The following is a 26,761-nucleotide window of genomic DNA, read 5'->3' as shown; positions in this document are numbered from 1 at the left end:
CGGTGGCCGGCTTCAGCCGTAGCCTGCCGCGTTGTCCAAACTTAAAGCGCAGTTCACCGATTTTGCACCCAGCAATGTGACACACACCTGCGGGTCAATACCGATCAGGTAGCCACGCCGCCCGCCGTTGATGGCGATTTTGGGCAGGGCGAGGATGCTCTCTTCAATAAAGACAGGCATGGCCTTGCGCGTGCCGAAAGGCGATGTGCCGCCCACCAGGTAACCGCTGTGGCGGTTGGCGACTTCGGGTTTGCAGGGCTCCACCGATTTGGCGCCGATTTGCCGCGCCAGGTTTTTGGTCGACACCTTGCGGTTGCCGTGCATCAGCACCAGCAGCGGCTTGGCGTCCTGGTCCTGCATGACCAGCGTCTTGACGACGGTGAAGGGATCAAACCCCAGCACCTCGGCGCTGTGCTGGGCGCCGCCGTGCTCGAGGTACTCGTAGGGGTGTTCGGTGAAAGCCACCTTGTTGGCTTTCAGCAAGGCAGTGGCCGGCGTTTCGCTGACGTGGTCTTTTTTCCCCATCCAACTATTCCCCCACTACCGCTCGCCTCGCGTGACTGCCTGGCCTCACAGTGCCGGGTCGCGCGTTTCCCAACGGATTTTGTCGATTTCTGCCAGCACTTCAGCGGACAGCTTGGTGCCCCATGCATCCAGGTCCTCATCCAGCTGTGCAACCGAAGTCACACCGATGATGGTGCTGGCCACCTGCCATTTGGTATAGCAAAACGCCAGCGCCAGTTGCGTCGGCGTCAGCTTGTTGTCGCGCGCCAGGGCGTTGTAGCGGCGAGCGGCGGTCAGCGCTTCGGGGCGGCCCCAGCGCTGCTTGCGGGTCGACTCGAACTTGGCAATGCGCGCTTCCTTGGGGGCGTTCGGGCCTTCGGTGCCTGATTCGTCGTATTTGCCTGTCAGCAAGCCAAAGCCCAGTGGCGAATAAGCCAGCAGCGACACATTTAGGCGGTGCATGGTTTCGTCCAGGCCGTTTTCGACGGTGCGGTTGATCAGGCAATACGGGTTTTGCACGGCGGCCACGCGCGGCAGGCCGTGCTGCTCGGCCAGGCGCACAAACTCGTGCACGCCATAAGGCGTTTCATTCGACAGGCCAATGGCTTTCACCTTGCCGGCCTTTACCAGCCCGCCCAGGGCCTGCAGTTGCTCGTGAATAGGGGTGGCAGAGCGTTCCTGCGCGGGGTTGTAATACAGCGCGCCGAAAGCGGGCACATGGCGCTCCGGCCAATGAATCTGGTACAGGTCGATCACATCGGTCTGCAGGCGCTTCAGGCTGGCGTCGCAGGAGGCCACGATGTCCTTGGCCGTCATGCCGCTGCCTTCACGCACCCAGGGCATGCCGCGCGAAGGGCCGGCAACCTTGGTTGCGAGCACCAGCTTGCTGCGTGCAGAAGGGTTTTTGGCGAACCAGTTGCCGATGATGGTTTCGGTCGAGCCGCAGGTCTCGGCGCGCGCCGGCACCGAATACATCTCTGCCGTGTCGATGAAATTGACGCCGCGCTCCAGTGAACGATCCAGGATGGCGTGGGAGGTTTTTTCGTCCACCTGTTCACCGAATGTCATGGTGCCCAGGCAAATGGGTGTCACGTGCAGGTCGCTGGAGCCGAGTTGGACTTTGTTCATGGGAATGCCGGTTTGGAGGAAGTAGGAGGGGTGAGCGGGGAGAAAACCGCTGTTGCGTCAATGAAAAGGCCGTGTGACGGAGTTCACGAAACGGCTAGTTTAAGGGCTCTGAACGCGGCTTGCTGGAAGCCCAATTCGGGCCCTTGTCTTACAACTGCTCACCAATTGCCTGCCTAGCATTCACACACCAGCGATTTAATCCGCTCGTGGCTGAATCCTAAATTCATCAACACAATTTCAAAACGATACCGTCCAATCTTTCCCGAGGAGCATTTTCATGAACAAACTGACCATCACATCCATCACCAGCGCGGTGCTTGTCGCCCTGACCCTCTCCGGTTGCGCCAACATGAGCGAAACCCAGTCCGACACGGCCAAGGGCGCGGGCATTGGCGCCGTAGCGGGTGCGCTGCTGGGCGCGGCCACAGGCGGCTCCAAGGGCGCGGCCACGGGCGCGGTGCTGGGCGGCGCGGTCGGCGCCGGCGGCGGTTATATCTGGTCCAAGAAAATGCAGGAACAAAAGGCCGCCATGGAGCGCGCGACCGTTGGCACGGGCGTGGCCGTCAGCCAGACCACCGACAACCGCCTGAAGCTGGACATTCCCAGCGATGTGTCGTTTGACGTGGGCCGCTCGGCCATCAAGCCCAACTTCGCGCCCATCCTGAATCAGTTCGCCACCAGCCTGAACCAGAACCCGGTCACCACCGTCACCATCATCGGTCACACCGACAGCACCGGTTCCGACGCGATCAACAACCCGCTGTCGATAGACCGTGCCGACTCCGCCCGTGACTACCTGGTCAGCCGCGGCGTGGCCCGCACCCGCATCGCTACCGATGGCCGCGGCTCGCGCGAGCCGGTGGCCGATAACAACACGCAGCAAGGCCGCGACAAGAACCGCCGGGTTGAAATCTATGTGGCCGAACAAGTAGCAGCTAGATAAGTTGCACACCCCCTGCCGGCGCTTGTGACCTGGCCAAGCCAGTTCCACGGCGCCTGCTGGAAATAAAAAAGCACCCATCGGGTGCTTTTTTATTGGCTGCGTCAGGTTGCTGACTGTGCTTTAAAGCGCTCTTCTTCCTGCAATCGCAGTACACGGCGCTGCACCTTGCCGGTCGTTGTCATCGGCAACGCGTCGATGAATTCGATCTCCTTGGGGTACTCGTAGGGCGCCAGCATGGTTTTGACGTGGGCTTGCAGCTGCGCTGTCAGCTCCTCATCAAATCGGGCCGTGCCGCCCGGATGACGGGCGCGGGCAGCTACCAAATCAGGAGCAAGCACTACATAGGCCTTGACGACGGCGCCGCGCTCGCGATCCGGCTTTGGCACGACGGCGGCGTTGGCGACGGCGGCATGTTTGACCAGGCAGTTTTCGATTTCGCCGGGGCCGATGCGGTAGCCGGCGGCTTTGAACACATCGTCGGCGCGGCCCTCGTACCAGAGGTAGCCGTCGGCGTCGCGGCGCGCCAGGTCGCCGGTGCGGCACCAGTCGCCGGTAAATTTGCTGCGGGTGGCTTGGTCTTTTTTCCAGTAGCCCAAAAAGAAAATCGGGTCGGGGTCGCCGTGGATGTCATAACGGTTCACCGACACATCGCCGGGCACGCCCACCGCGCATTCATTGCCTTCGTCGTCGATCACCGCCACGCGATGGCCCGGGTAGGCCTTGCCCATGCTGCCCGGGCGTGCGGGCCAGAGGCGGCTGCAGTTGCCGACGACGTAATTCATCTCCGTCTGGCCGAACATCTCGTTGACGGTCACGCCCAATTGCTCCTGGCAGTAGGCAAACACTGCGTCGCCCACTGCTTCACCGGCGCTCATCATGGCTTCGAGTTTGAGTTTGAAGTGCTGACGGGGCTTGGGATAGGCCTTCATCATGGCCTTGAGCGCCGTGGGGAACAAAAAGGTGTGCGTCACGCCCTGCTCCGCCATCAAGCTGAAGGCCAGTTCGGGGCTGAAGCGGCCGTTGAAGGCGACGATGGGCCGGCCGAAGTAGAGGCTGGGAAGCAAGGCATCCATCAAGCCCCCAGTCCACGCCCAGTCTGCCGGAGACCAGAAAACGGCGTCCGACTTCATGTTGGTCTTGCCGTCGAAACCAAACCAGTTGTGGCTGCAGATAAAACCCGGCAGGTTGCCGATCAACGCCCGGTGCGGCAGCAACGCCCCTTTGGGCGGGCCGGTCGTGCCGCTGGTGTAGATCAGGATGGCGCCTTCGTCGGCCTTGGTTTTGACGGCGGTGAACGTGCTCTTCTGCGCCGCGAGCGCGGTGTCGTAGTCAAGATCGCCCTTGCCCCGGGCTGTACCCGCAGCCACCACAGTGCGCAAAGCCGGGCAGTTGCCGCGAATCGCACGGAGGCTGTCGATCGAGCTTTCATCGCAAACAGCCACCACAGCCTCGCTGTCCTGCAGCCGGTACTCCAGCGCCTCAGGCCCAAACAGCATGGACAGCGGCATGGCCACCGCGCCCATCTGGAACACCGCCATGTAAGCCACCGCAGTTTCCAGCCGCTGCGGCATCACGATGGCCACGCGGTCGCCGCGCTTGACGCCCAGATTCGTCAGCACATGGCTGAGCGCGTCGGCGGCCTTCTGCAGCGCTTCGTATGTATGAAAAGCGGTTGCAGCGCCCGATTGGTGAGCGTAGATCGCTACTTTTTTTGTAGCACCCGGATTGTCGCGCTCAGCGCGGGCCCAGCGGCTACAGCAGGCCTCGGCGATGTTGAAGTGTTCATCCACCTGCCAGTGAAAGCCGGCGTGGAGAGCTGCGTAGTGATCGGCTTGTGCTTCAGGGCGGGATGGCTTGTCCCTGTGTTGACTGCGCTTGGCTTCGTGTCTCTTTATCATGACAACCAATGTACAAAGAAAAACGATCTTCCCGCAGCGAGTTTGTCCCTATTCGCAAGCTCGGTTACCACGTACGCATATGGGAAAGCGCAACAGGTGCGAACCCCGCGCTGCCGCCATTGGTGCTGGTGCATGGCTGGATGGACGTGGCGGCTTCTTACCAGTTCATGGTGGACGCCCTGTCGGACGCCTTCGCGCAAGGCCGCACCATCATTGCGCCTGACTGGCGCGGCTTTGGGCTCACCGGCTCAGGCCCTGAAGGCAGCCCCGCTGACAACTACTGGTTTGCCGACTACATGGCCGACCTGGACTTTCTGCTTGATCACTATGCAGGCGACAAACCCGTCGACCTGGTCGGCCACAGCATGGGCGGCAATGTGGCCATGCTGTATGCCGGTGTGCGGCCCGCGCGCATCCGCAAACTGGTCAACCTGGAAGGCTTTGGCCTGCCGCCCAGCAAGCCCGAACAGGCGCCCGGCCGCTATGCCAAATGGATAGACGAGCTCAAAACCCTGCACCGCGGCGAACTGGCGCTCAAGGCTTATGACGATGTGGCCGGGGTGGCGCGCCGCCTGATGAAAACCAACCCGCGCCTGTCGGCCGACAAAGCCGGCTGGCTGGCCAGCCACTGGGCGCGTCCGGATGCGGCGGGCCAATGGCAAATTCTGGGCGAAGCCGCGCACAAAATCACCAGCGCCCAGCTCTACCGCGTCGACGAGGCGCTGGAGATCTACCGCTGCATTACCGCGCCCACCCTGGCGGTTGAGGCCTCAGACGATTCGCTGGCCACCTGGTGGCAGGGCAAGTACACCCTGGCCGAGTACCACGAGCGGCTCAAACAGGTGCGCCAGGCGCAGGTGGCGGTGATCCAGGACGCCGGCCACATGCTGCACCATGACCAGCCCGAACAGCTGGCAACACTGATTGAGGGCTTTCTGGGTTAAAGACCCCTGTGTCATGAGAAAATAGCGGGTTACGCCGCCCAATGCGGCCATCACCATTTCAGGACAGAACATCATGGACGCAGAACGCATCAACCTCATCGGCAACCAGCTCGTAGACCTCAGCAACCGGGTCAACGAGCTTCGGGGGTATCTTTGACTACCCTGCCAAAGAACGCAAGCTGAACGAAGTCAACGCCGCACTGGAAGACCCGAAAGTCTGGGACAACCCCAAGCGCGCGCAAGAGCTGGGTAAAGAAAAGAAGTCGCTGGAAGACGTGGTCCACGTCATTGACCGCCTGAGCTCCGAGCTGGCCGACAACACCGAGCTTTTCGAGATGTCCAAAGCCGAAGGCGATGAAGCCGGCATGCAGACGATTGAAGGCGAAGCCGCCAAGGTCGCCACTGAAGTCGAAAAAATGGAATTCCGCCGGATGTTCAACAACCCGGCCGACCCCCTGCCCTGCTTCCTGGACATCCAGGCCGGCGCCGGCGGCACCGAAGCCTGCGACTGGGCCAGCATGCTGCTGCGCCAGTACCTCAAGTACGCCGAGCGCAAGGGCTTCAAGACCACGGTCGAGGACGAATCCCCGGGCGACACCGCCGGTATCAAGGGCGCGACCATCAAGATCGAGGGTGAATACGCCTTCGGCCTGCTGCGCACCGAAACCGGCGTGCACCGCCTGGTGCGCAAGTCGCCGTTCGACTCCTCGGGCGGGCGCCACACCTCGTTTGCTTCGGTGTTTGTCTACCCCGAAATCGACGACTCCATCGAGATCGAAATCAACCCGGCCGATGTGCGCACCGACACCTTCCGCGCCAGCGGCGCCGGCGGCCAGCACATCAACAAGACCGACTCGGCCGTGCGCCTGACGCACATCCCGACCGGCATCGTCGTGCAGTGCCAGGACGGCCGCAGCCAGCACAGCAACCGCGACGTCGCCTGGAAGCGCTTGCGCTCGCGCCTGTATGACTTCGAGCTGCGCAAGCAACAGGAAGCCCAGCAGAAGCTCGAAGACACCAAGACCGATGTGGGCTGGGGCCACCAGATCCGCAGCTATGTGCTGGACAACAGCCGCATCAAGGACCTGCGCACCAATGTGGAAGTCTCGGCCACGCAGAAAGTGCTGGACGGGGACCTTGACGTGTTTATTGAAGCCTCGCTGAAGCAGGGCGTTTGAGGACTGAGGACGTGTGATGGCGTATGAGGGCGCGAATGCGCGCCTTTCAACGCACACCGGAAGTTGTGAAATTTTGATTTTCAGGAATTAACCATGCCGCAAATGCTTGATGGATCGGGCCCCGGGGCCGCCGTGGTGATCAACCGCGCCGACTACGTCGCGCCCGCTTACTGGATAGACACGGTAGAGCTGTGCTTTGACCTGGACCCGCAGAAAACGCGCGTGCTCAACAAGATGAGCCTGCGCCGCAACCCGGACGTGCCGGCCCAGCCGCTAAAGCTGGACGGCGAAGAGCTCAACCTGGCGCGCGTACTGGTCAACGGCCAAGGCACCTCGTTCAAGATGGAAGGCAACCAGCTGGTGCTGGAAAACCTGCCTGAAGGCGCCGAGCCCTTCGAGCTGGAAATCTTCACCACCACCTGCCCGGCCAAAAACACCAAGCTGATGGGCCTGTACGTCAGCAACAACTCCTTCTTCACGCAGTGCGAGGCCGAGGGCTTCCGGCGCATCACCTACTTCCTGGATCGCCCGGACGTGATGGCCAGCTACACCGTGACGCTGCGCGCCGACAAGGCCCAGTACCCGGTGCTGCTGTCCAACGGCAACCTGGTGGACCAGGGCCCGCTGGAGCCCGGCCCCAACGGCGCACGGCATTTTGCCAAGTGGGTGGACCCGCACAAAAAGCCGAGCTACCTCTTTGCCCTGGTGGCCGGCCAGTTGGTCAGCCGAGAGCAGCGCATCACCTCGCGTGCGGGCAAACAGCACACGCTGCAGGTCTACGTGCGCCCGGGCGACCTGGACAAGACCGAGCACGCCATGACTTCGCTCATGCATTCAGTCGCCTGGGACGAAGCCCGCTTCGGCCTGCCGCTGGACCTGGAACGCTTCATGATCGTCGCCACCAGCGACTTCAACATGGGTGCCATGGAAAACAAGGGCCTGAACATCTTCAACACCAAGTACGTGCTGGCCAACCAGGCCACCGCGACCGACGTAGATTTTTCCAACATCGAAAGTGTGGTCGGCCACGAGTATTTCCACAACTGGACGGGCAACCGCGTCACCTGCCGCGACTGGTTCCAGCTCAGCCTGAAAGAAGGCCTCACGGTCTTCCGCGACCAGGAGTTCTCACAAGACCTGTGCGGTGAAGCCTCGGCCCGCGCCGTCAAGCGCATTGAGGATGTGCGCGTGCTGCGCACCGCCCAGTTCCCCGAAGACGCCGGCCCCATGGCCCACCCGGTGCGCCCCGACAGCTATGTCGAGATCAGCAACTTCTACACCGTCACCATTTACGAAAAAGGCGCCGAAGTGGTCCGCATGATGCAGACCCTGGTCGGCCGTGACAGCTTTGCCCGCGGCATGACGCTTTATTTTGAACGGCACGACGGCCACGCCGTGACCTGCGACGACTTCGCACAAGCCATTGCCGATGCCAACCCAATGTCGGACCTGGCCCGCCTCTTGCCGCAGTTCAAGCGCTGGTACAGCCAGGCCGGCACGCCGCGCGTGCATGCGCAAGGCGCGTATGACGCCGCCGCGCGCACCTACACCCTGACCCTGTCGCAAAGCTGCATGCCGACCGCAGGCCAGGCCGTCAAGGAACCGTTTGTCATCCCAATCGGCCTGGGCCTGCTGGGTGCTGACGGCCAGGATTTGCCGCTGCAGCTCGCCGGTGAAAGCCAAGGAAGCCAGTCCCCCGCCAGCACGCGCACCGTGGTGCTGACGCAGCAAAGCGAGACGATGACCTTCGTCAACATCGATGCAGAGCCGGTGCCGTCCATCCTGCGCGGCTTCACCGCGCCGGTGGTGCTGGAATTCAATTACACCGACGCCCAGCTGCTGCACCTGCTGGAGCACGACAGCGACCCCTTCAACCGCTGGGAGGCCGGGCAACGCCTGGCGGTGGCCCGCGCGATCAAATCCATCGTTGGCCATGCAGGCCCCGTACCCGTCGGAGTGCTGGACGATGCCTATCTTGACGCGATGCGTCAGGTGCTGCGCCACCCCTCGCTCGACTCGGCGTTCAAGGAACTGGTGCTGACGCTGCCGTCTGAGACCTATCTGGCCGAGCAGCTGGACGTGGTGGACCCGCAGCGCATCCACGCGGTGCGCGAAGCCATGCGCCTGCAACTGGCCACGGCGCTCGCAGCAGACTGGCAAGCCGTGTACGAAGCCAACCACGACACCGGCGCCTATGCGCCCGACCCGGTCTCCAGCGGCCGCCGCGCGCTCGCGGGCATGGCGTTGACCTACCTGTGCCTGGCCGCGCAAAGCAGCGGCGATACCGTCTGGCCCGGCAAGACCCTGCAGCGCTTCAAGGACGCCGGCAACATGACCGACCGCTTCAATGCGCTGGCGGCGCTGGTCTCCAGCGGCCACGCCCTGGCCGCCGAGGCGCTGCCCCTGTTCCACGCCATGTTCAAGGACGAAGCCCTGGTCATCGACAAATGGTTCGGCCTGCAGGCCGGCGCGCCTGACCGCGGCGGCAACATCCTGCCCGCCGTCAAGCAACTCATGAAGCACAGCGACTTCAGCCTGCGCAACCCCAACCGCGCGCGCAGCGTGATCAGCACCTACTGCCAGGGCAACCCCGCCGCCTTCCACCGCGCCGATGCCGCAGGCTACGTGTTCTGGAGCGACCGCGTGATGGAGCTCGACGCCATCAACCCGCAAGTGGCCGCCCGCCTGGCGCGCGCGCTGGACCGCTGGAGCAAGCTGGCCGAGCCCTACCGCAGCGCGGCCCGCGAAGCCATTGCCCGTGTTGCCGCCAAGACAGATCTGAGCAAAGACACGCATGAAGTGGTCTCCCGCGCCCTGGCGGACTGAACAAGCACTGAAGGAAAAACCATGGCATCCAAAATCTCCCTCACCCGCTACCTCGTTGAAAAGCAGCGCATGGACGGGCACATCCCGTCGCAGCTGCGCCTGCTGCTTGAAGTGGTGGCCCGCGCCTGCAAGAGCATCAGCCAGGCGGTCAACAAGGGCGCGCTCGGTGGCGTTCTGGGCACAGCCGGCAGCGAAAACGTGCAGGGCGAGGTGCAAAAAAAGCTCGACATCATCGCCAATGAAGTACTGATCGAGGCCAACGAATGGGGTGGCCACCTCGCGGCCATGGCTTCGGAGGAAATGGACAGCATTTACGTGGTGCCCAATCGCTACCCCCAGGGCGAATACCTGCTGCTGTTTGACCCCCTCGACGGCTCCAGCAACATCGACATCAACGCCAGCATCGGCACCATCTTCAGCGTGCTCAAAAAGCCCGAAGGCCATGCCGGTGTGGAAGAAAAAGACTTCCTGCAACCCGGCAACAAGCAAGTGGCGGCGGGCTATTGCATCTACGGCTCGCAAACCACCCTGGTGCTGACAGTGGGCGATGGCGTGGCCATGTTCACGCTGGACCGCGAGCAAGGCTCCTTCTTCCTGGTCGAGGAAGACGTGAAGATTCCGGCCGACACCAAAGAGTTCGCCATCAACATGAGCAACATGCGCCACTGGGACGCACCCGTCAAACGCTACATCGACGAATGCCTGCAAGGCGAGGAAGGCCCGCTCGGCAAGGACTTCAACATGCGCTGGGTCGCCTCCATGGTGGGCGACGTCCACCGCATCCTCTGCCGCGGCGGCATCTTCATGTACCCCTGGGACAAACGCGAGCCCGAAAAGGCCGGAAAACTGCGCCTGATGTACGAAGCCAACCCCATGAGCTGGCTGATCGAACAAGCCGGCGGCGCCTCCACCAACGGCAAACAACGCATCCTCGATTTGCAGCCCACCAAGCTGCACGAACGCGTCAGTGTCATGCTCGGCTCCAGGAACGAGGTCGAACGGGTGACCTCTTACCACTCCGGGCTATAATCGAAGGCTGTATTTGATACAAAGCCGGTGTAGCTCAGTCGGTAGAGCAGCTCATTCGTAATGAGAAGGTCGGGTGTTCGATTCATCTCTCCGGCACCAATTGAAGCCCCTGTTTCGCAAGAAACAGGGGCTTTTTTCATTTCCCCCGGTGATTCCCGTTCCGGAAAAACTGCGGCGACGCGGCAACACCCGCTCGCCCTTTACAAATGCGTTACGCCGAAAGCATGCATTTCATTTACGTTCTGTTACGATCAATCAAGCCCTGAACAGAGCCTTCTGAGAGCCCGGTTTTCCAAGTCGTTTGTTCAGCCCACCGCCTCCCGTGGACGAAGAAGAACAAATGAGACAAAGCCGTCTGATGAAACACCTGGGCCGTTGCGGCCTGACCGGCGCGCTTGCGATCGCGGCCACAGCGGCACTGGCGGCCGATGAGCGTTTTGACATCACACGTTTCCAGGTCGAAGGCAATACGCTGCTGCCTGCGGCGCAAGTGGAGCGCCTGGTCGGCCCGCTGGCCGGCCCGCAGCGCGGCTTTGCCGATATCCAGCTGGCGATTGAAGCCTTGCAGGAGGCCTATCGCAAGGCCGGCTACACCACGGTGCTGGTGTCGGTGCCTGAGCAGGAGCTGGCCGGCGGCGCCGTCAAGCTGCTGGTGAGCGAAAGCGTGATCTCCTCGATCACCGTCAGCGGCAACGAGCATTTCGACGAAGCCAATATCCGCGCCAGCCTGGTGCGGCTGCAGGTGGGCCGCACGCCCAGCCTGGGTGCCATTTCCGAATCCATCCAGCTGGCCAATGAAAGCCCGGCCAAGCAGGTCGGGGTGACCCTGGCCGAAGGCGACAAGCCGGGCACCATAGACGCGAAGGTGCTGGTCACCGACAACAAGCCGCTGCGCATCATCACGACACTGGACAACACAGGTTCGCCCGCCAGCGGACGCTGGCGCACCGGCATCGCGCTGCAGCATGCCAACCTCTTTAACCGCGACCAGGTGGGCACGCTGGCTTACACCACCTCGCCGGACAGCCCTTCGGGCGTGAACCTGAATGTCTATTCGGTGGGCTACCGCATTCCGCTGTATGCCTTTGGTGACAGCATCGACTTTATTTACGGCAAATCCAGCGTCAATTCGCCGGCCAGCTCGCCGGTGCTGGGCACGCTGCTGGGCTTTACCGGCAAGGGCGACATCTACGGCCTGCGCTGGAACCACTTTTTGGGCCGCAGCGGCGAAAGCACGGCCAAGCTGGTGCTGGGCCTGGACCACAAGCTGATCGACTCGCGCTGCGAAATCGGCGGCGTTGCGGTGAGCATCGCACCGCCCACACCGCCTATCGCCTCCTGCGTGCCTTACACCACCACGCCGCTGAGCATCACCTACAGCAGCCAGAGCGAAGGCGTGGACCAGGTTTCGGGCTACAGCATCGGCCTGTCGCGCAACCTGCCCAGTGGCGAGCGCTACACCAACGTCGATGGCCGCACGGACCGCTACTCCTACCTGACGCCGGGCAATCGCAGCACGCGCGACGACTTCATGGCCGTGCGCGGCAGCGCCTCGCTGTTCAAGGGCTTTGCCAACGGCTGGCAGGCTCGCTTCGCCGGCAGCGCGCAATACACGGATATGCCACTGCTCTCAAGCGAGCAATTCGGCCTGGCCGGATCCACCCTGGTGCGCGGTTTCCAGGAGCGGGCCGTGGCGGCCGACAGCGGCGTCGTGGTCAACGCAGAACTCTATACGCCGGAACTCTCGGGCAGCGTGGGCCTTCCCGGCCAGCTGCGCGCCGTGTTTTTCGTTGACGCGGGCCACGGCAGCAACAACAAGGTGGGCAACAGCGGCATACCCGGCAGCGTGACGATTTCGAGCATGGGCGCCGGCCTGCGTTATGTCTTGAGCCGCGACTTCAGCCTGAATGTGGACCTGGCGCGCGTGAACAACGCGGGCAATTCGACCACCGAAAAGCGGGGCGACTGGAATGCCCACCTGAGCGCCTCGCTGGCGTTCTGATGAACACAAGGTAAACACCATGCACCAGCCTTCCCGCCCCCTTCGCCCCCTTCGCCCCCTTCGCCCCCTTCGCCCCCTCCGCCCCCTCCGCCTTTCCTTGCTGACCAGCGCCCTGCTGCTGGCATGCGGCGCGCACACCCTTGCCCAGGCCTTGCCGGCCGGCGCCCTGCCCACGGGCTGGAACGTCACCTCGGGCAGCGCGGCCATCACACAAAACGGCAACACGCTGAACATCAACCAGACCAGCCAGCAGGCGATTGCCAACTTCGCGAGCTTTAACGTCGGCTCCGGCGCGCTGGTCGACATACGCCAGATCAACAGCTCCGCCGCCCTGCTGGCGCGCGTCACCGGCGGCGACCCTTCGCAGATCCAGGGGCAGATCCGGGCCGACGGCGCCCTGTGGCTGATCAACCAGGCCGGCATCATGGTGGGCCCGGGCGCTCGGATTGACGTGGCCCGTTTCATCGCAAGCTCACTCAACGTCAGCGACAGCGACTTCCTGGCCGGCCGCATGAACTTCAAGGGCATCGGCACGCCGGGCGATGTGCGCAACGAAGGCGTCGTCAACGCGGCCAGCGGCGGCAGCATCTACCTGGTGGGCGCCAACGTCACCAACAGCGGCAGCCTCAATGCGCCGCAGGGCAAGGTGCTGCTGGCAGCGGGCCAAACCGTGCAACTGGTAGATACAGCGACACCCGGCGTTTCCGTTGCCATCACCGGCACACCGGGCGAAGTGCGGAACATGGGCCGGATCACGGCCGAAGCCGGGCGCATAGGCCTGGCCGCGGGCCTGGTGAGCAACAGCGGCACGATCAACGCCTCCAGTGCGGTGCGCGAAGGCGGCAGGATTTTCCTGCGTGCTTCCGGCGACATCAAGACTTCGGCCACGTCGAACATCAGCGCCAACGGCACTACCGGTGGCAATGTGGTGCTGATTGCCGAAAACGCGGCCTCCATAGACGGCGACGTATCGGCCACCGGCAGTGTGGGCCGCGGGGGTTATGTCGACACCTCGGGCCATCGTTCTCTGGACGTGGTCAAGGCGCCTGCCGTCGGCCAGGGCGGCGAATGGCACATCGACCCCTTCAACATCGAGATCGTGGCGTCCGGGCCCAACTTCGGCGTCACGGGCGAAAACGTCATCACGTCGAACGAGACCGGCGCCCACATCAGCGCAAGCACCATCACCAACGCGCTGGACAACGGCATCAATGTGACCATCACCACGGGCCGGGGCAACCCCGCCCTGGACCTGGCGCACGGCGACATCACCGTGTCCTCCGCCATCAGCAAGACCGCAGGGGCCGATGCGGCGCTGACCTTGAGGGCCAACAACAACATCATCATCAACGCGCCCATCACCAGCACGTCGAACAAGCTCGACCTGACCCTGAACAGCAACTACCAGAGCGACTACCCGGCGGACGACCACGCTGTGCAGCTCAATGCCAACCTCGCACTGAACGGCGGCCTGCTCAGGGTGTCGCAAAGCGAAGGCAACGGCAACGGCACGCTCAACATCGCGGGCGGCACGACCACACTTGTGACCGGCTCCATCATCAACGCCGCCGCCGTGAATGTGCTGGCCGGCGGCACGCTGTCCGGCAATGGCACGCTGACGGGTGCGCTGTCGAACAACGGCAATGTGACGGTCGGCGGATCCGGGGCCATAGGCCGCCTGACCGTACAGGGCAACTACGCGCAAGGCAGCAGCGGCGGGCTCAACGTCGAACTGCAGGCGACGGACGGCTTTGACCAGCTGGCCGTCACCGGTACGGCCAGCCTGAACGGCAGGCTCAGCATCCGCGCGGTGAACGGCTTTGTGCCGCCCCTGGACACGACTTTTAATGTAGTGACCGCGCAGGCAGCGGGCAGCAGCGGCAGTTTCAGCACCATCGATGCACCCCAGCAGTCAACCGCCGCCTTTGCGGCGAGCCTGCCCATTAGCTACCCCAGTGCAGGCACCACCCGCATCACGGTGCTTCCGCCGATACCGTCACCGGTACCTGGATCGGCGGCGTCGACAACGACGTCCACCACACCTCCGCTACCCCCTACGGCGGACATCTGCACGATCGCGCCGAACTCGGCGCTCTGCCAGGTGCTGTCGCCGCCGACGGCCTCGGAACCGGTCCGGCCGATTCAGCAGGCAACCAACAGCATCATCAAAACCGTGACCGCCAGCAAGCCAATGGCTCTCCCGCAGCAGCAGAGCTCCACACCCGAGGAGGTCGCCGCCATGCCGGCCTTCATCCCGGCGGCCGGCAGCAGCAGCAGCGGTGGCGGCAACAGCGGCGGCGGCACGACATCCAGCGGATCCAGTGGCCCGGCAGCCACCAGCACGACACCGGACGAAAACACAGCCAAGTCGGATGATAAAAAAGACGAAAAGGCGGTGGCATCCAAAGAGACCGTCGCCAAGAACGAGCCGGCCAAGAAAACCTTTTGCAACTAAAGGCACATGACATGAAGCTGCCAACATTTTTCAAACCGCTGCTCCCCGCATGGGCGCTGGCACTGCTGGTGCTGGCTCCGCTTGCGCAAGCGCAGGTGGTCGGCACCGTCACCAAAGTCTCGGGCGTGATGGTGGCCAAAAGTACCGAAGGCCGCAGCCGGGTGCTGGCCGAAAACTCGCCGCTGCGCCAGGGCGATACCGTCACTACCAGCCGCAACACCTTCGGCCGCCTGGAGTTTGTGGACGGCGCTGCAATCGTGCTGCAGCCCGAGTCGCTGCTGGTGCTGACGCGCTACAGCTACGACGCAGGCAAACCCGAACTCGACAAGGTGGAGCTGGAGCTGACGCAGGGCGGCTTCAGCAGCACGGCTGGCGCCCTGGGCAAACGCAGCGCCGACGCCACCGTGATCACCACGCCCGCAGGCAACCTGCAGGGCAGCGCCAGCATGGAGGTTTCCCTCAGGCAGCCTTGAGCTGGCGGCCTGAGCAACTTCCCGACACCCTACATCGCAGGAAACCCCATGAAAAAACTCACTTCGATCTCGCTGGCCTTGCTGGCCGCACTGGTCTCCACCGCTACGGTGGCTCAGATCAACGTCCCGCTCCCCACAGGCGTCACACCCAAGCCCGGCAGCACCCCACCGCTGCCGCCGGGGCTGTATGTGCAGGTGATCGATGGCCTGATCAGCGTCACCAACAAGAGCGGTGCCCAGAGTTTCTCGGCAGGCCAATTTGGTTATACGGCCTCGCCAAGCCAGCCACCCGTCGTCGTGCCGAAAAACCCGGCGCTCCAGTTCACGCCGCCGCCGTCGTTCACTTCGTCGACCAAGGTCGCCGCCACGACGACCGCGGCCAAGTCCGGTGCGGTGGATTGCGAAGTACGCTAAATCACGGATACCGCCGCCAAAGGCAGATACCCGATTCATCGCCTGACTCCCATCAAAGCCCCTGGCTCGCAAGAGCAGGGGCTTTTTAATGCCCACTGCCTACTACGGGCGTGGACGACAGCGAGATGAGTACCTTGGTCGTACCGGGGAAGCCCTCCCCTTGAGCCGTTGCTTATTGGGGGCTTTTCGCCAAGAATCTTCCGAACAAGCGGAGGGTCTTATGCAGACAGTCTTTTTGTTTCGCGCTCGCGGGCTCCGGCTGTTGCCGGGCGCCCTGGCTGTGCTGGCGATGGCGATGCCGATAGCAATGCCGCAATGGGCCCACGCTCAGGCCACACTGGAGAAGATCAAAAGCCGCGGCCAGATCAATGTGGGTTACCGCTCACTGGCGGCGCCCTTTTCATTTCACCAGACGGCGGAAAAACCGCTGGGCTACAGCATCGAATTCTGCAAGCCCATCATCGAGCAGCTGCGCCAGGCGGCTGGCAACCCCAAGCTGCCGGTACGGTATATCGAAACCTATGTGGACGCCCGCATGCGTTTGCTGTCTGAAGGCAGTGTGGATTTGCTGTGCGAGAACGTGACCGACACGCCCGAGCGCCGCACACGCATGGATTTCTCCACCCCCATCTTCATCGACGCCATTCAGGTGGCCGTGCGCACCAAGGACATGATCAGCACGCTGGACCAATTGAAGGGCAAAAGCATCGTCGGTATTGACGGCACTACCGTCATTGCCGCGCTGGACCGCTATGCGAAGCCCCGCGCACTGACATGGCAGCATGCCAAGGCCGTCAACGCCGATGCGGCACTTGGGCAATTGCAGCTGGGCTGGGCGGCAGGCTATGCCCGCGACGGCGTCGTGCTGGCCGCGCAACTGGCCGACTTGCCCGACGCCGGCAACTACAGCCTTCTGCCGGAGCGCCTGTCGGTTGAACCCATCGCCATCGCTTATCGCAAGGGAGATGCGGCCATGGGCAGCCTGGTAAATGCCTCGATCAAGGAATCGATGCGCAGCGGTGCGGCGCAGGGCTGGTACGAGCAATGGTTTTTAAAGCCGCTCAAACCCGGTGGCAAGCCCCTGGCAGCCGCAATGCCTGCGGAGACAAAGGCCTTGTTTGACGCTGCGAAAGCCAACTGAAGCCGGTTCAGGCCGGCAACCCCGCAGCTGGGTCAGGGGTTCAGGCGTTGGAGCCCTTGGGCGCCTGGGGCTCTTCAGGCGTGATGAAGGAGTCTTCCCACTGCACCGCGAAATGGTGCTCGGCATCGTCGTGAACAATGCCCGAGCCGGTGCTCAGCGGGTCAAAGTTGGTAAAGCGGATTTTGCGGTTGCGCTCCAGCTTGGCCTGAAGGCTGCTGCGGGCGGCGGCCATCGCCGTCATGTCGACATGCTTGGCCTCGGTCGCCAGCGCAGCGCCGTCGGCGGCACGCATGGTGTCAGGCACGGTTGCCATGTCGTCGTCGGTCTCGGGCATGGCCAGTGGCGGCTCGCCCAGCATGACGGGTGATAGCTCTTCGTCGTCCGACAGATCAATTTCGCCGAGAAATGCGGCCCGCACGTCTTCCAGTGTGGGCAGGTTGCTGTCGCGCACCACCGCGTACGCGATACCGCATTCGTCAAACAGCTTGCGCTTGAGGTCGCGGTTGCTGGCACGCAGCCCCTGCGGGCCGGGCACATCCAGGCAGCCGATCACGGTGCCGTCCGCGGCACATACCGTGAAGGTGCAATACACGCTTTTGAGCAGCTCAAAGGAGCGCTGGCCTTCGACCTCGTTGCGCGGTGAGACAAAGCGGATAACGGGGACTTTGACCAGCACGTGGTGGTCAAAAAAGGCGCGCTGCAGCCAATGCCAGACTTCCTGCTCGCTGCCGAGCAGCAAGGGCCGCGCCTGTAGATGCCATTGGGCCGGAATACGCCGCTTCTTGCGCGCAGCGCGCGCCAGCCAGCCGTGATGACAGGCCGCTCCCGCCGCCAACCCCGACACTGCCGTGGCAGTCAGCCCCAACACGAAAACATCAAACATGAGTGCCCTGCTTTTTTCTTTGAGTGTAAACACAGCACCCGCAAGGTTACAACCGATTACGAATTGAAGTGTTGTAGCCAGGTCTCAGAAACCGGGTTTCCTCAATTTAAACCGCGACTTAAGTCACGCGGGCATGTGCCACGATGCGCAAGGCATGCCTTACATCCGCAGGAAGGTAACAGAAAAGTTACAACTCAACAGATTCAGGAAGAGGACTGGCCAGGACCTTGTCGATGCGTTTGCCGTCCAGGTCCAGCACCTCAAAGCGCCAGCCTGCGCATTCAACGCGCTCGGCCGTGTTCAACAGCCGGCCCGAAACGCTCTGCAGCAAACCGGCCACGGTGTTGTAGCGGCCCTTGCCCTCGTCGGGCAGCTCCTTGATGTCCAGCCGCGCCTTGAGTTCGGCCACGGGCATGACGCCGTCAATCAGCCAGCTGCCGTCTTCGCGCTCGGTGGCCCAGGCGTCGACCTGCGCGCCGGGCTGCAGCTCGCCGGTGATGGCTTCGAGCATGTCCATGGGCGTCATCAGCCCCTGCACCACACCGTATTCATCGACCACAAAGACAATCCGCGTAGAGCGCGCGCGGAACTGCTCGAGCAGTTCCATGCCGGTCAGCGTTTCCGGCACAAACACGGCGGGCACTGCATAAGCCCCTATGCGGTCGGTGACCGAAGGCACCGCATCCGCGCCGCCGCTTGACGGCGAAGGCTGGATCTTGCCGCGCAGCGCGAGCAGCTTGGCGACATTGACCACGCCCACCACATCGTCAAGACTGCCGCGGCACACCGGGTACCACGAATGGCCGGTGACGCCGGCTTTGTCAATCGCCTGGGCCACGGTGTCCGAAGCGTCGAGCCACTCAATGTCGGAGCGCGGCAGCATCAGCGACGTGAGCAGCCGGTCGTCCAGCAGGAACACGTTTTGCACCATCTGGTGCTCGTGCTCCTCGATCAGGCCGGCATCCACGCCCTCTTCCAGGCTGGCGGCGATTTCTTCTTCCGTCACGGCGCGGCCGGCGCTGTTGTCGATGCGCAGCAGCTTGAGGACCGTCTGCGTGCTGATGGACAGCAGGCGCACAAAAGGCTTGGCGCCTGTGGCCATCCACATCATGGGCCGCGCGACCAGACGCGCCACGGTTTCAGGGTAGAGCTGCCCGATGCGCTTGGGCACAAGCTCGCCAAAGACAATAGTGATGAAAGTGATGATGGTCACCACCAGCGCGGTGGCGGAGATTTCGGCGACGCGCGGCGGCACGTTGAAGGTTTGTATCCAGGCAGCCAGGCCGCTGCTGAAGGCGGCCTCGCCGATGATGCCGTTGAGCATGCCGATGGAGGTGATGCCCACCTGCACCGACGAGAGAAACTGCGTGGGGTTGTCCAGCAGGCCCAGCGCCGCCTGCGCCCCCTTGTCACCCGACTCCCCCATGGCCGTGAGCCTGGCCTTGCGGCTGGAAGCCAGTGCCATTTCCGACATGGCAAAAACGCCGTTGAGCAGCGTCAAGAAAGCAATCAGCAAAAAGTCCATAGATTAGGAGTCTGGGCTCCTGGCGCAAAATAAACACATGTCACTTTACTTGATCGGCGACTTGCAGGGTTGTCACGCTCCTTTTCAGCGGCTGCTGGACACCATTGATTTCTCCCCCAGCCGCGACACCGTCTACATCCTTGGCGACCTCGTCAATCGCGGCCCCGACTCATTAAAAGTGCTGCGCAGCCTCTCTGCGTTGGGCGACGCCGCGCAATGCCTGCTGGGCAACCACGACCTGCACCTGCTGGCCGTGTCGCAAGGCGTGCGCAAGCCGGGCCGCAGCGACACCGTGCAGGACATCCTGGAAGCCAAAGACAGCCAGGCACTGCTTGGCTGGCTGCGCCACCGCGCCATGGCCATTCACCGCCATGGCTGGCTGATGGTGCATGCGGGCGTGCTGCCGCAATGGACAGCGGCGCAAACCGTCGCGCTGGGCTCAGAGGTAGAGCAGGTGCTGCGCGGCAACCATCTGAAAGACTTTCTGCAGGCGATGTACGGCAACACACCCGACCACTGGAGCGACAGCCTGCAAGGCAACGACCGGCTGCGGGTCATCGTGAACGCGCTGACGCGCCTGCGCTTTTGCACACCCGAAGGCGTGATGGACTTCAGCAGCACCGACGGCCCCGGCAATGCGCCCGAGGGCCACTTGCCCTGGTTTGATGTGCCGGGCCGCGCGACCCTGGGCACGCCCGTGGCGTTTGGCCACTGGTCCACACTGGCCACCGGCAAAAACAGCACGCCCACCCTGCGCAACAACACCTTGCCGCTGGACACCGGCTGCGTGTGGGGCGGCTGCCTCACAGCGGCCAGGCTGGGTGAAGCGCCGGGAACGTTTGAACTGGTCAGCGTGAAATGCGAGCAGGCGCAAAAACCTGGCAAGCCGGGAAAATAACGCTAAGCGGATTGCCGCGCTGCCGCCGCTTCATCCGCCCAGGCCCGGGCCACACTGGCGGCCAGCAACAGCACAGCCGATGAAAAGTAGATCCACATCAGGATGACCACCAGCGAGCCGGCCGCGCCATAGGCCGATACCACCGCAGCAGTCGAGAGGTAAAAAGCCATCAGGTGCTTGCCGACCGCAAACAGGATGGCCCCCACGGCGGCGCCCATCACCAGATAGCGTAAAGCGGGTTTGGGGCCCACGCTCATCCTCATGAGCGCCACAAACAGCACCACACAAAAGCAAAAAGAGATGACCTCGTTGAGGACCCAGGCGATCTGCTCGATCGGCAAATAGCTGCCGGCCCAACCCGAAAGAAGGCTGAGAACCGTCGAGATCGCCAGCGAGACCAGCAACAGAAAGCCGAACGCCAGGATATAAGCCACCCCGCGCAGGCGCACAGAAGCGCCGTGCCACCACTTTTGCTGCGGCACCTCGCCGCTGCCCTGCCGCCAGAGGCGCTCAAAGGCGTCCTGCAGCTCGGCAAACACACCGGTGGCGCCGAACAGCAGCAAGGCAAACGCAAACAGCGAAGCCGTAATGCCTTCCGAAGGCGCCTGGGCGCTCGACAAGGCCTGCTGCACCACCTGGGCGCCCTGCGCGCCGATCACGGCGCGAATCTGGTCGACCAGGCTGGTTTCGATGTAGCTGCGGTCCAGCCACCAGCCCAGCACGGCCACCAGCAGGACGAGCAGCGGCGCCAGGCTCAGGATGCCGTAAAACGACATGGCCGCGCTCATGCGCATGCCGCCGGCGTCGATCCAGTGATCAACCGCGCGCCACAAGGGGCGAAAGATGTTCAGGATTTTCTGGGGGAGCACGGGAAGCCCAAAAGCCGATGCAGGCTTGGGTTGCGGGTCGGATTTCGCCATCATGCAGACAGCGTAAGAGCCGGGGCGCATGGCCCTCACCGGACGGCCCCGCAATCAGCCGTAGGCGCTGGCCGACGGTGCGCAGGGCATTGGTACGTCTCAGGTGTTAACTGTGGTCTTGAAAAGCGCCGCGACTTTTTTCTTCGGCTTGATGTTGGCCGACACGCTGCTGCGCACCGGCGTGGCCTTGGCGGCGGCTTCCCAGGCGGGCTGGGCGTCGGGCGCTGCGGTTGATTCGTAGGGCTGATCAAAGAAGGGATCACGCGGCGCAGCAGGCTGGCGGTGCGGCAGGTGTTCGCGGCGCTCGCGGGGAGCACGCGCTTCACGCGGGCTGCCGCCGTCTTCGGCGTCGCGGTACATGCGGCGGCCGTCGTTGATGCGGCCGTCACCGGCGCGGGGGCTGTTTTCTTCAAACTCGATAGGTTCGAGTTCGATCTTGGTCTTGATCAGCTTTTCAATGTCGGCCACCAGGCGCTGGTCGCTCGGGGAGACAAAGCTCACCGCCAGGCCGGATGCGCCTGCGCGGCCGGTGCGGCCAATGCGGTGCACATAGTCTTCCGCATTGAAGGGCACGTCGAAGTTGAACACCGCCGGCACGTCCTTGATGTCCAGGCCGCGGGCTGCCACATCGGTGCAGACCAGCAAATCGACTTCGCCTTTCTTGAAGGCGTCGAGTGCTTTGAGGCGCTCGTCCTGGCTCTTGTCGCCGTGCAGCGCGGCGGTCTTGAGGCCTTCACGCTCCAGCGAGCGGGCCAGGCGCGCGCAGCCCAGCTTGCTGTTGACGAAGACGAAGGCCTGCTTCATGCCGCGTTCTTTGAGGATCTGGTGCAGGGCGCGGCGTTTGTCGTCAGCGCCCACGCTGTAGAAGTGCTGCTCGACGGTCGAGGCCGTGGCGTTGGAGCGCGCCACCTCAATCGTCACCGGGTCCTGCAGGTAGCTGGAGGCCAGGCGTTTGATTTCAGGCGAGAAGGTGGCCGAGAACAGCAAGGTGATGCGCTGCTTGGGCAGGTAGCTCAGGATGCGCTGCAGGTCGGGCAAAAAGCCGATGTCCAGCATGCGGTCGGCTTCGTCGAGCACCACGTACTCAACCTGGTTGAGCACCGCGTTCTTCGCTTCAATATGGTCCAGCAGGCGGCCCGGTGTGGCCACCAGCACTTCAACGCCTTTTTTGAGCTCGGCGGTCTGCGGCTTCATGTCCATGCCGCCGAACACCACGGTGCTGCGCAGGTTGGTGTATTTGGCGTACAGCTCGACCTGCTGGGCCACCTGCACGGCGAGTTCGCGCGTGGGCAGCAGCACCAGCGCACGCACCGGGTGGCGCGCGGGCGAGGTCGAGGCGTTCTCGTGCTTCATCATGCGCTGCAGCAGTGGCAGCGAGAAAGCCGCCGTCTTGCCGGTGCCGGTCTGCGCGGCGCCCATGACGTCTTTGCCCTGCAGGACGACCGGTATGGCCTGCTCCTGGATGGGCGTCATGGTTTCGTAGCCCATTTCGGCGACGGCGCGGGCCAGTGGTTCTGCCAGCGAAAGATTGGAAAAAGAGGATGTCATAAGGAAAGCTAGGCGGTACTTGCAGGTTGTCTTGCGAAGGGCGCGCGGACCGGAAATCACGGGCCGGCGCGCTGGCAGCCAACAGCACCGCTGCACCATTGGCAAGAAAGGGAGCGCGGCAGGCCGGCCGTGGCAGGGCTTTTGTAGCGCTTCCTTAGCCCTCTATTGTCGCACTTTGGGCGAATTGGCCGGTTTTACCGGCCAATCACGCTTTCAGGGCTATTTCCGGCCCCGGCAGGCGGTTGGGGGGCGCCCACCCGGTTGCTATTAATTCAGGAGCTGCTTACGCCCGCCACCAAAGGGATTCTGGCCTTTTTAACCCTGAATCCGGCTACAAAACCCGGGCGCTGAAGGTGTCGCAGGCCTTGACGGTGCCGGTTTTAAACCCGGTGTCGAACCAGCGCTGGCGCTGGGCGCTGGTGCCATGGGTAAAGCTTTCGGGCACCACCGCCCCGCCGCCGGCGCGCTGCAAGGCGTCGTCGCCGATCTTGGCCGCCGCGTTCATGGCCTCCTCGACATCGCCCTGCTCCAGGATCTGGCGCGCGTTTTGCGCATGGTGAGCCCATACGCCGGCAAAGCAGTCGGCCTGCAGCTCCAGCCGCACGCTCAGCGCGTTGTATTCGGTTTTGCTGACGCGGCTGCGCATCTGGTCCATCTTGCCGCTGATGCCCAGCAGGTTCTGCACGTGATGGCCCACCTCATGGGCGATCACATAGGCCTGGGCAAAATCGCCGGGCGCGCCCAGCCGGTTTTTCAGGGTCTCGTAAAACCCGAGGTCGATATAGACCTTCTGGTCGCCGGGGCAGTAAAACGGCCCCATCGCCGCCTGGCCCTGGCCGCAGGCGGTCTGCGTCGCGCCGCGAAACAGCACCAGCCGGGGTTTTTGATAAGTGGCGCCGCCTTTTGTAAAGACATCCGTCCAGACGTCTTCGGTGTCGGCCAGCACGGTCGACACAAACTTGGCCATGCGGTCGTCGGCCGGCGGTTTGTGGGCCGGCCCCTGCTGCTGCACCTGGGCAGGCGGCCCGCCGCCGCTGAGCAGCCCCAGGATGGTCAGCGGGTTGATGCCGAAGATCCAGCCGCCCACCAGTGCGATCACGATGGTGCCTATGCCGATGCTGCGGCCGCCAAAACCAAACCCGCCGCCGCCATAGCCGCCGCCCCCGCCGTCACGGCGGTCTTCGACGTTGTCTGATTCCCGGTTGCCTTCCCATTTCATGGCGTTCTCCCCATCCCGTGCAGTGGTAACGAACTGTGCGCCGGCGGCGCCCCACCGGCTGTCAGCCTATGCGCCGACTTTACTTGAGCAGGGCGCGGTTCATGGAACAAAATTGAACCCCCATGTATCCACTCACCATGAACGGTTCAATGCCCTCTTCGTCCCCTTCTTCGCCGCCTTCTTTGTCCTCTTTCACCGGCCCCCGCTCTTCCTTGCGCGTCTGGCTGGTGCTGGCGGCTGCCGCCCTGCTCACCGCCTGCGCCAGCCCCATCACCACGCGCGTCACCAGCTTCAACCAGTGGCCGGCCGATGCCGCGGGCAGTACCTTCAGCTACATCACGCCCATGGACACCACGCGGCAGCTGGAGCAAGCCACCTACGAAGGCTATGTGCAGGCCGAGCTAGAAAAGCGCGGCCTCCAACGCGCCCCCGCCGGCCAGGCCGGGCGCCTGCAGGTCGACGTGACCACCAGCAGCCGCAGTGACGAAAAAACCTGGCTGCAGCCGGTCTACCAGGACAACATGGTGTTCATTCCGCCCTATCGCGATGCCGCCGGCCGCTTCTACGGCGGCGGCTGGGTGCCTGACCCGTTCGGGCCGCGCTACATAGGCGACCGCCAGATGAGCATGACCATCTACACCAGCAGCCTGCGCCTGCGCCTGCTGGACACCAAAGACACGCCGCCCGGCAAACCGCCCCGCACGGTGTTTGAATCACGGGCGATGTACGAAGGCGGCACCTCCGAGCTCCCGCTGGTGGTGCCCTACCTGGTGCGGGCGGTGTTTGACGACTTCCCCGGCCAGAACGGCCAGGTGCGCATCGTCAAGTTCGACAGCGAGACCGGCGCGCTGATCAAGAAGTAAGCCCCGCCAGTAAGCCCCGACTTACTCGAAGCGCACCTTAAGGCCTTTGAGCGCGCCGCCCACCGGGCCGCTCGCCTCGATCTCCGTGTGCCAGGTCTGCCCCGCAGCCACCGGCCAGGCATCGGTAATGGTTCCCGTCGTGATGACATCGCCGGCCTGCAAAGCCGGCGCACCCGGGGTGGCGCGCAGCTCGTTCACAAAATGCAGCAGCGCCTGCACCGGGCCGTCCAGCACATTGGCGCCCATGCCTTCGTCTTTCAACACGCCGTCGCCATAGAGCTTGATGCGCAAGCCGGTCAGTGACGCCATCACGGCCTCGGGCGCCGCACCGGCCTCCAGCTTGACGCGATGCCCCACCAGCAGCAGGCCGTGCAAACCGCCATCAGCCACCGCCTGCGCGGCGGTGAACTTCCAGCCCGGGAAATGTGTGTGCACGATTTCATAACCGTGCGCCACCCAGTCCACCACAGCCACCAGCTGCGCCAGCGAACAATCGGGCGGCGGCGCCTCACGCAGGCAAAACACCACCTCTGGCTCGATGCGCGGCTCGGCCAAGCCTTTGAGCGAGAGCACGCCTTCATTCGGCGCAGAGGCATCGACCTGCGTCAGCGTGCTGTTCCACACCGTGCCCCAGATGGGGCCATAGACCTCGTAACGCGGCCAGATGGTGCGGTTGGTAAAGCCGACCTTGTAGCCCACCGGGCGCTCGCCACCCGCGCTGCGTGCCGTGCGCACGGCGAGCGCGGTGGCATAGGCCAGGGGCACATCCGCCGGCACGGCATTCGACCACGGCAAGGGCTGCGACTGCAGGCGCGCCCGGGTCAGGTCAGCGACAAGGTTCTGGATATCAGGGTGATCCGGGTGAGGGGCCGAAGTATTCATAAAGACCATGGTAGCCAAAAACCCGCAGCGATAGCCCACAATGCCGAAATGCCTGCAAGCCCTTCCACCCCCACCGCTCCTTCAAGCCCTGCCCTTCCTTGCGTACTGCTCACCGGCTTTGACCCCTTCGGCGACCTCGGGCCGGCCGGCCTGACCCTCAACCCCAGCTGGATGGCCGTCAAGGCGCTGCAGGGCAAACGCATCGCCGGCCACCGCATCGTCGCCGCGCAACTACCCACTGTTTTTGGGGACTCGGCGCTGGAGCTCAAGCGTTTGCTGAAGCTGCACAAACCGGCGCTCGTCATCTGCGTCGGCCAGGCCGGCGGGCGCAACGCGATATCGCTGGAACGCGTGGCCATCAACGTCAATGACGCGCGCATTCCCGACAACACAGGCAGCCAGCCCATCGACACGCCCGTGGTGGCCGATGGCCCGGCGGCCTACTTCGGCACGTTGCCCATCAAGGCCATGCTGCAGGCGATGCAGGCCGCCGGCATCAGGTCCGAGGTGTCGCAGACGGCAGGCACCTTTGTCTGCAACCATGTGTTTTATGCGCTGATACATGCCCTGACGACGCAGCGCGGATTCAAGCGCACACGCGGCGGCTTTATTCATGTGCCTTATGTGCCTGAGCAGGTGGCAGGGCAAAACGTGCCCAGCATGCCGCTGGAAGAGATCGTGAATGGCTTGCGGGTGGCGGTGGCCACAGCGCTGGCCACCGGGCACGACATTTCAAAAGGCGCGGGCGCCGTCAGCTAGGGCTTGTTAACCCTATCGGAGTCGTTATCGGCTACAGGCGCGGCAGCTTCGTCCTGCATCAGGCGCCAGGCCAGCCACATCCCCAGCACCGCATTGCCGATGGCAAAGCAGGTCACCACCAAAGTCGCCGCCGTGTTCAGCGGCCGGTTTTGCACCACCCAGGCCAGCAACGGAGACAGCCCATTGAGCACCAGCATCAGCCAGAAAAGGGGATTGCGCGGCTGGTAAAGGCGAAACAGGCGTGAGGGCTTCATCGTGGCCACATGCTAACCGCAGCGGCCACCGATACTGACGGTGATTTTCCGGTGATTTTCCGGTGATTGAGGGTG

The 26,761-nt window shown here is 63.5% G+C and carries 23 protein-coding genes and 1 tRNA gene; 14 read left to right on the top strand and 10 right to left on the bottom strand.

What is annotated here, in order from left to right; genetic code table 11:
- Positions 1-12: 12 nt before the first annotated feature.
- Both BM408_RS14210 and BM408_RS14205 read right to left on the bottom strand, forming a co-directional pair.
- Positions 13-525, bottom strand: coding sequence for an aminoacyl-tRNA deacylase (locus BM408_RS14210; RefSeq protein ID WP_092130521.1), 513 nt, complete (start codon positions 523-525; stop codon positions 13-15).
- Positions 526-570: 45 nt separating this feature from the next.
- Complete coding sequence (locus BM408_RS14205) at positions 571-1,632, bottom strand: aldo/keto reductase (RefSeq protein WP_092130520.1); 1,062 nt, start codon at positions 1,630-1,632, stop codon at positions 571-573.
- Between the two features lie 277 nt (positions 1,633-1,909).
- On the opposite strand from BM408_RS14205, the gene BM408_RS14200 reads away from it, so the two are divergent.
- The gene (locus BM408_RS14200; RefSeq protein WP_092130519.1) at positions 1,910-2,575 is read left to right on the top strand and encodes a YiaD family glycine zipper/OmpA-like lipoprotein; all 666 of its coding nucleotides are present in this window, start codon (positions 1,910-1,912) and stop codon (positions 2,573-2,575) included.
- A 101-nt stretch (positions 2,576-2,676) separates the two neighbouring features.
- Here BM408_RS14200 and BM408_RS14195 read toward each other — a convergent pair whose 3' ends face one another.
- On the bottom strand, positions 2,677-4,473 hold the full coding sequence (locus BM408_RS14195) for an acyl-CoA synthetase (RefSeq protein ID WP_092130518.1): 1,797 nt from the start codon (positions 4,471-4,473) through the stop codon (positions 2,677-2,679).
- Between the two features lie 8 nt (positions 4,474-4,481).
- Here BM408_RS14195 and BM408_RS14190 point away from each other — a divergent pair, with 8 nt between their 5' ends.
- From BM408_RS14190 to BM408_RS14145, 10 genes are all read left to right on the top strand, one after another.
- The gene (locus BM408_RS14190; RefSeq protein WP_092130517.1) at positions 4,482-5,417 is read left to right on the top strand and encodes an alpha/beta fold hydrolase; all 936 of its coding nucleotides are present in this window, start codon (positions 4,482-4,484) and stop codon (positions 5,415-5,417) included.
- 73 nt (positions 5,418-5,490) lie between these two features.
- Positions 5,491-6,595, top strand: a protein-coding gene (gene prfB, locus BM408_RS14185; RefSeq protein ID WP_139237351.1) for a peptide chain release factor 2 whose coding sequence is annotated in 2 segments (ribosomal slippage) — positions 5,491-5,571 and positions 5,573-6,595 — 1,104 coding nt in all. Because the reading frame shifts where the segments join, the coding sequence is not laid out codon by codon here.
- A gap of 93 nt (positions 6,596-6,688) precedes the next feature.
- Positions 6,689-9,421, top strand: a complete 2,733-nt coding sequence (gene pepN / locus BM408_RS14180; RefSeq protein WP_092130516.1) for an aminopeptidase N — start codon at positions 6,689-6,691, stop codon at positions 9,419-9,421.
- Between the two features lie 21 nt (positions 9,422-9,442).
- On the top strand, positions 9,443-10,450 hold the full coding sequence (locus tag BM408_RS14175; protein WP_092130515.1) for a class 1 fructose-bisphosphatase: 1,008 nt from the start codon (positions 9,443-9,445) through the stop codon (positions 10,448-10,450).
- A 23-nt stretch (positions 10,451-10,473) separates the two neighbouring features.
- Positions 10,474-10,549: transfer RNA gene (locus BM408_RS14170), tRNA-Thr, on the top strand.
- Positions 10,550-10,790: 241 nt separating this feature from the next.
- Positions 10,791-12,452: a ShlB/FhaC/HecB family hemolysin secretion/activation protein gene (locus BM408_RS14165; protein WP_254774816.1), complete on the top strand. Its 1,662-nt coding sequence runs from the start codon at positions 10,791-10,793 to the stop codon at positions 12,450-12,452.
- 97 nt (positions 12,453-12,549) lie between these two features.
- Complete coding sequence (locus BM408_RS22950; protein WP_175541801.1) at positions 12,550-14,907, top strand: two-partner secretion domain-containing protein; 2,358 nt, start codon at positions 12,550-12,552, stop codon at positions 14,905-14,907.
- A gap of 11 nt (positions 14,908-14,918) precedes the next feature.
- Positions 14,919-15,380: a FecR family protein gene (locus tag BM408_RS14155; RefSeq protein ID WP_092130512.1), complete on the top strand. Its 462-nt coding sequence runs from the start codon at positions 14,919-14,921 to the stop codon at positions 15,378-15,380.
- A 48-nt stretch (positions 15,381-15,428) separates the two neighbouring features.
- Positions 15,429-15,794 carry a hypothetical protein gene (locus BM408_RS14150; RefSeq protein ID WP_092130511.1) on the top strand — a complete coding sequence of 122 codons (366 nt, stop codon included), beginning with the start codon at positions 15,429-15,431 and terminating at the stop codon, positions 15,792-15,794.
- Positions 15,795-16,014: 220 nt separating this feature from the next.
- Complete coding sequence (locus BM408_RS14145; protein ID WP_175541800.1) at positions 16,015-16,935, top strand: amino acid ABC transporter substrate-binding protein; 921 nt, start codon at positions 16,015-16,017, stop codon at positions 16,933-16,935.
- Between the two features lie 40 nt (positions 16,936-16,975).
- Here BM408_RS14145 and BM408_RS14140 read toward each other — a convergent pair whose 3' ends face one another.
- On the bottom strand, positions 16,976-17,818 hold the full coding sequence (locus BM408_RS14140) for a DUF2726 domain-containing protein (RefSeq protein WP_092130509.1): 843 nt from the start codon (positions 17,816-17,818) through the stop codon (positions 16,976-16,978).
- A 187-nt stretch (positions 17,819-18,005) separates the two neighbouring features.
- Positions 18,006-19,343: a hemolysin family protein gene (locus BM408_RS14135; RefSeq protein WP_092130508.1), complete on the bottom strand. Its 1,338-nt coding sequence runs from the start codon at positions 19,341-19,343 to the stop codon at positions 18,006-18,008.
- Between the two features lie 37 nt (positions 19,344-19,380).
- Between BM408_RS14135 and BM408_RS14130 the strand changes: the two genes are divergently transcribed.
- Positions 19,381-20,241: a symmetrical bis(5'-nucleosyl)-tetraphosphatase gene (locus BM408_RS14130; protein WP_092130507.1), complete on the top strand. Its 861-nt coding sequence runs from the start codon at positions 19,381-19,383 to the stop codon at positions 20,239-20,241.
- 2 nt (positions 20,242-20,243) lie between these two features.
- On the opposite strand, the gene BM408_RS14125 is transcribed toward BM408_RS14130, so the two are convergent.
- The 3 genes from BM408_RS14125 to BM408_RS14115 form a co-directional block, all read right to left on the bottom strand.
- Positions 20,244-21,164 (bottom strand): YihY/virulence factor BrkB family protein, encoded by a 921-nt coding sequence (locus BM408_RS14125; protein ID WP_175541799.1) that lies wholly within the window; start codon positions 21,162-21,164, stop codon positions 20,244-20,246.
- Between the two features lie 96 nt (positions 21,165-21,260).
- Entirely contained in the window at positions 21,261-22,709 is a 1,449-nt protein-coding gene (locus tag BM408_RS14120; RefSeq protein WP_092130506.1) for a DEAD/DEAH box helicase, read from the bottom strand.
- A 331-nt stretch (positions 22,710-23,040) separates the two neighbouring features.
- A complete protein-coding gene (locus tag BM408_RS14115; RefSeq protein WP_092130505.1) occupies positions 23,041-23,928 on the bottom strand; it encodes a KPN_02809 family neutral zinc metallopeptidase in 888 nt (295 codons plus the stop codon).
- 149 nt (positions 23,929-24,077) lie between these two features.
- On the opposite strand from BM408_RS14115, the gene BM408_RS14110 reads away from it, so the two are divergent.
- The gene (locus tag BM408_RS14110) at positions 24,078-24,791 is read left to right on the top strand and encodes a DUF4136 domain-containing protein (protein ID WP_254774815.1); all 714 of its coding nucleotides are present in this window, start codon (positions 24,078-24,080) and stop codon (positions 24,789-24,791) included.
- A 21-nt stretch (positions 24,792-24,812) separates the two neighbouring features.
- Here BM408_RS14110 and BM408_RS14105 read toward each other — a convergent pair whose 3' ends face one another.
- A complete protein-coding gene (locus BM408_RS14105) occupies positions 24,813-25,673 on the bottom strand; it encodes a 2-keto-4-pentenoate hydratase (RefSeq protein WP_092130689.1) in 861 nt (286 codons plus the stop codon).
- A 48-nt stretch (positions 25,674-25,721) separates the two neighbouring features.
- Between BM408_RS14105 and pcp the strand changes: the two genes are divergently transcribed.
- Complete coding sequence (gene pcp / locus BM408_RS14100) at positions 25,722-26,432, top strand: pyroglutamyl-peptidase I (RefSeq protein ID WP_092130504.1); 711 nt, start codon at positions 25,722-25,724, stop codon at positions 26,430-26,432.
- Here pcp and BM408_RS14095 read toward each other — a convergent pair.
- Positions 26,429-26,686 (bottom strand): hypothetical protein, encoded by a 258-nt coding sequence (locus tag BM408_RS14095; protein WP_092130503.1) that lies wholly within the window; start codon positions 26,684-26,686, stop codon positions 26,429-26,431. The two genes, pcp and BM408_RS14095, sit on opposite strands and share 4 nt — an antisense overlap.
- Positions 26,687-26,761 lie beyond the last annotated feature (75 nt).

Origin of the sequence: Polaromonas sp. YR568 (assembly GCF_900116715.1) — a bacterium.
Classification (GTDB): Bacteria; Pseudomonadota; Gammaproteobacteria; order Burkholderiales; family Burkholderiaceae_C; genus Polaromonas.
This window is presented reverse-complemented; position numbering and strand designations above follow the sequence as displayed.